The following is a 4,739-nucleotide window of genomic DNA, read 5'->3' on the forward strand; positions in this document are numbered from 1 at the left end:
TTGATAAAATTTTTAAATCAATGGATACTTATGATATTAATGAAGATACTAAAATATTAATATTAAGTGATGGTGAAAAACAAATTAAAAAAATTTATAAAGCAGTAAAAGCAAAATATAAAAATAACACTGTATCATATAGTTTAGATAGATTTCATCTTATAAGTATATTTAAAAAAATATATCCCTATCAAAGTAAAAATAAGGAAAATAGAGAAACATATCATAAAGTTGTTGATTATTTTTATAATGGTAAATATGAAGAATTATTAAAGTGTTTAGAAGATAGTAAATCTTTTATAAGCGATGCTAAATTAGATTTATTGAATAAAGCTATTACATTAATTAAAAATAATAAAGAAGGAATTAAAAATCAAACATTAGAATATAATATTGGTTGTCATGCGGAAGGTGATATATCACACTATATTAAGGCTGTTAAGGGGCGTGGTGCGAAAATATATTGTAAAGAAACATTTATGAATATGTTAATTGCTTCAATGTTAAGACTTAATAGTAAAACGAATGAAGAAAAAATTGAATTTAATATATTTAATTTAAATCAATCTAAAAAGCAATTTTTATCTTTATAAAAAATAAAAAACCTTTTAAAATTAGTAATAACTTTAAAAAGTATTTTTTAGTGTGTCAAAATTCATAATTTTATAAATTATTTTTTCAACTAAAAATTATATTTTTAAAAAAAGTTGAATTTTTTATAAATTTTGTTATCATTTAGTCATAAGCGAAACTTAATTTGTTTCTAATTACTTAATTTTATTAAAAACCTAAGAATAATGAATACTACCTAATTACTAGTGGTGGGTCAATTAATGATAAATCTTATATTCAATCAGCGTGAGAAGGAGCAAGCAAATATATCGTGTCACAATTTAACCAAGTTTCATCAATGACACAATGACAAGATAGTCCATTGCGAGCTAGCTATTTTGAACCAAATGGTATTACACCAGGTGAATTTAAAGCAGCTTATATTACAGCTAGTATTGCTGGGGCAAAGACGCTAATTTTACCCGGTTTTAGTCATGCCAATACCATTGGTTGAGCAGCAAACTTAGTGGATAATGTTATTTTTATTGATGGTAGTGGTCAGAATATCCATAAAAATATGGACCCATATGGTCCGTTAGCTGATAATATTGTCGGAATTTTATTTCAAAAAGAAATTGCTGGTTTTTTAGCGGGTCTTGTTACAGCAATATGACTTAATTTGCATCAAACAGAATTTCAACAACAGTTAAATATTGCAACTTATGGAGGAATGGATAATCCAGTTGGTGTTTCAAATTATTTATGAGGATTTTTATTATCAGCGGATGTGTTTAATGAAATTATTAAGACCGATGTTAGATATCCTAATTTACATCAATTGATGACAGATATTTTAGCAATAATTAAAAACATAAACCCCAAAATTAATAATTTATTACCAATAAGAAAAGTTCAAGAAGTATTAAATGACAATGAGTCATGGTTTTCACAATCATTTAATCAAGGAGAAGGAAAAGTGATTTCTGATTATTTAATTAATAAAAAAGTAAGTATTATTTTTCCTGTTGCAGGACCACAAACCCAAGATACAATTGACCGAATTAAATATAATAAAACGAAAACAAAAGTTGTTGGAGTTGATACAGCACAATCTCAAATATATGGTGATGAATATATTATTACTAGTGGGTTATTAAATATTGCACAAGAAACAGAAGATGCTTTATCTAATATCTATTCAATAACTTGTAGTTATAATAATGTAACTAAACAATGAGATAATAAGCAACTTGATTCTTGTTGAATTAATACTGACCAATCTTCAAAAACAAATTCAAATTGATTAGGGATTGAAAACACAAAATGGATTGATGATAGTATTATTAATTATATTAATAACGATGCAAAGATTACTAAATTAACAACAACAATTGGAATGATTTATGATCAAATTAAACAAGAGCACTTTACTGATACATTAAAATTAACTTATCAAACACAAAATGAAGTAAAAACTAAATTATTAGAGACATTAGAAAAGGGTTTAGGATAAAAATAATATATTTTTTGCATAAATTTTAAAAAGTATAGTATAATACTCATAGATAGTGTGGTGTTTATATGGAGGGCTTCTTGACAACAAGCATAACAATTTTAGATTTAGACATTCCAGTAATCGGGTTAATTGGTTTTCTACTAGGATTTGCAGCGCTATTATTATTTGTTTATTTTATTATTACTTTTTCTTTATTTCGAAGTAAAAAAAGCAGTAGTAATTGAACGAATATTGTAAAATTAAAACAAGAAACTAGTTTTAAGGAAAACATTGAGTATTTTGAACAAGAAATTATGCTATCTAAAAAAATGGGTGATAAAAACTAGCGGTTTCTTTTTTAATACAATGTTATTCACATTTAGGGCAGGTGAAACAAAGTATGGGTTTTTTTAATACAGTTAAATCGTTTATGGTGAAAGATAAACAACATGAGCAACCACCAATGCAATCAGCAAATCGTTTTGGTGATAATTTTAATCCCGAATTAAGAAACCAAAATAATGTTGATTTTAGTCAAAATCAACCCTATCCAAATGGAACGCCTCAAAATCATCTTTCGTCAAATCAATACTTTCGTCCAAATGAAGCATATAAACAAAACCAATTAAATAATATGGAAATGTTATATCAAAATAATAATACAATTCGTCCAGCACGAATGAACTTAAGTAACCAATATAATTATTATGCTAATAATCATGACCGCCAGTATCTTGAAGAAGACTGTGAGGTAATGAATGTAAATGCTTCACAAATGCCACCTGATTATGTTGAACCATATTATAATCATGATGCGGCGCAAAATTATTCGCGTCCAGTTCATCAACAAATTTTGCCACGCCGAATTCAGCAGCATGTAACAAGTTATAATTATGATCAATATTGGTCAGGACAACAAAATCAAGGGCGATATGACAATGCTGAATTTATTGGATATCAGAACCACCGTGATGGTTATGTTAACGATGATAATATGTATGCAAATCAATATCGTCCTCCTTATCAATCACGTTTTGCATCACCGTATCATCAATCACAAGTTAATGAACAATTTAATCGTTCAGAATTAGCTTATGATAGCAAAGGTGCCTATCGTGGTGCAAATTCAGCACAATATTTTGATGATAATCAAATGATGACAAATTCAATGCCAGCGCCACCATCGTATTATCAAAATGGTCATTTTACTCCATCAGCGCAATTTGACCCACCAGCTTTAACAAACAGTATGAAAAATAATCGTTATGCTTATCAACCACAGTTATCAGAAAAACAACGTCGTCGTCGTTTTAATAAGGAATATGCTAACCGTTTAATTCCTTTAGAAATTGCTCGTGAGATTCGTTCGGAAAAAGTTCGTACCTTAATTATGATTATTATTGGTTTTCTTGGCACAATGATGACAAGTTTATTTATTGCCTTATATTTTATTTCTCATCAACAAGAATTAGAAGCAATTATGGGAATTAAAGCGAAATATATTCCTCATCCATTTTTGACAATTACTTTTTTGTTAATTTCTCTAGGATTATTGTTTGCTGGTATTTTTGATTTATCACGAGTTCGAATTGAAACAAATAGTTATCTTTCTAATTTAACACGGGGTAATCATACTATTCCGTATTTCTTAATTGATAATTATAAAAAAATGACTGTTCGTAGTATTGTTTTAAATTGATTAGCATTTCCGACTTATTTCTTTGGTGGAATTATTTTAGGAATTTTATATGGTTTTCAACAACATTCAGGTGAAGAGTTTCGGTTTGGTTTTTGAAGTTGAGGCATTGTTGATGATTTAACAGCAGCCATTACAATTACAATTATTATTTTAATCGTAACATTAGGCGTTCATATTGCGAATATTGTTTTAACAAAAAAAAGAAAAGCAAATATTATTGGTTATTATGGATATGAAATTGTTCATCCAGAAGAATTAGCAGCTTTAAAGAAAAAAACAAATCGTATTTGTTTAGTAATTTTTATTATTTTCTTAATTATTTTAACACTAGTAATTTCAATTCCATGATTAATTGCTCGTCGTCGTAAACGAAACGGTGATGCATTACTTGGTCGTTGGTTTAACCAAAATTAAATATTGTTTTAAAAATAATTGATAATGTTTTTCTTAACCAAAAGATAAATAATAATTGTTATTGTTTATTATTAAATTATAATGTTAGGAGAAACATTTTTTATATGAAAATAGCATTACATTTTAATAATATGATTTCTTAATCTCTTTTATTTGCAAGATAAATTTTATCTTGCAAATAATTTGTTAAGGGCATGAATGTGCTTTTTTTTTTTTATTATTCAATATAATAATAAGTAATAAGTATCTTATTGGAAGAAGGTGGCATATTGATGAAACGATTATTAACCATTTTTAGTGCTTTTGTGTTAGGCAGTGGTAAGACTGCACCCCAAAAAGTAAGTAAAATTAAAAAAGAACTTTACTAAACTTTTAGAGGAGGTGCATTTTTTAATGGCAGGAAAAGAACAAAAATTTAAAACATATACTGCAGAATTTAGAAAAAATACAGTAAAATAAATTGAACAAACATCGCTTACTTATATTGCACAAAAATATAAAGTAAATATAAAAACACTTGATTCATGACAAAGAAATTTTAAAAAAGGAATTTTAAATACACCAAAAGGTCCAAAAGAA

4 protein-coding genes are annotated in these 4,739 nt (G+C 26.9%); all 4 read left to right on the forward strand.

From position 1 onward, the window contains the following. Positions 1–593: hypothetical protein (locus D9R21_RS04405; RefSeq protein WP_158613884.1), on the forward strand; the 593-nt coding region annotated here is incomplete at its 5' end. Between the two features lie 290 nt (positions 594–883). Then, entirely contained in the window at positions 884–2,065 is a 1,182-nt protein-coding gene (locus D9R21_RS04410) for a BMP family ABC transporter substrate-binding protein (RefSeq protein ID WP_241568769.1), read from the forward strand. A gap of 80 nt (positions 2,066–2,145) precedes the next feature. Then, positions 2,146–2,394: a hypothetical protein gene (locus D9R21_RS04415; protein WP_126821257.1), complete on the forward strand. Its 249-nt coding sequence runs from the start codon at positions 2,146–2,148 to the stop codon at positions 2,392–2,394. Positions 2,395–2,447: 53 nt separating this feature from the next. Continuing rightward, on the forward strand, positions 2,448–4,160 hold the full coding sequence (locus D9R21_RS04420; protein WP_126821258.1) for an MSC_0882 family membrane protein: 1,713 nt from the start codon (positions 2,448–2,450) through the stop codon (positions 4,158–4,160). Positions 4,161–4,739: the final 579 nt, after the last annotated feature.

This window comes from Spiroplasma endosymbiont of Megaselia nigra (assembly GCF_003987485.1).
Classification (GTDB): domain Bacteria; phylum Bacillota_I; class Bacilli_A; order Mycoplasmatales; family Mycoplasmataceae; genus Spiroplasma.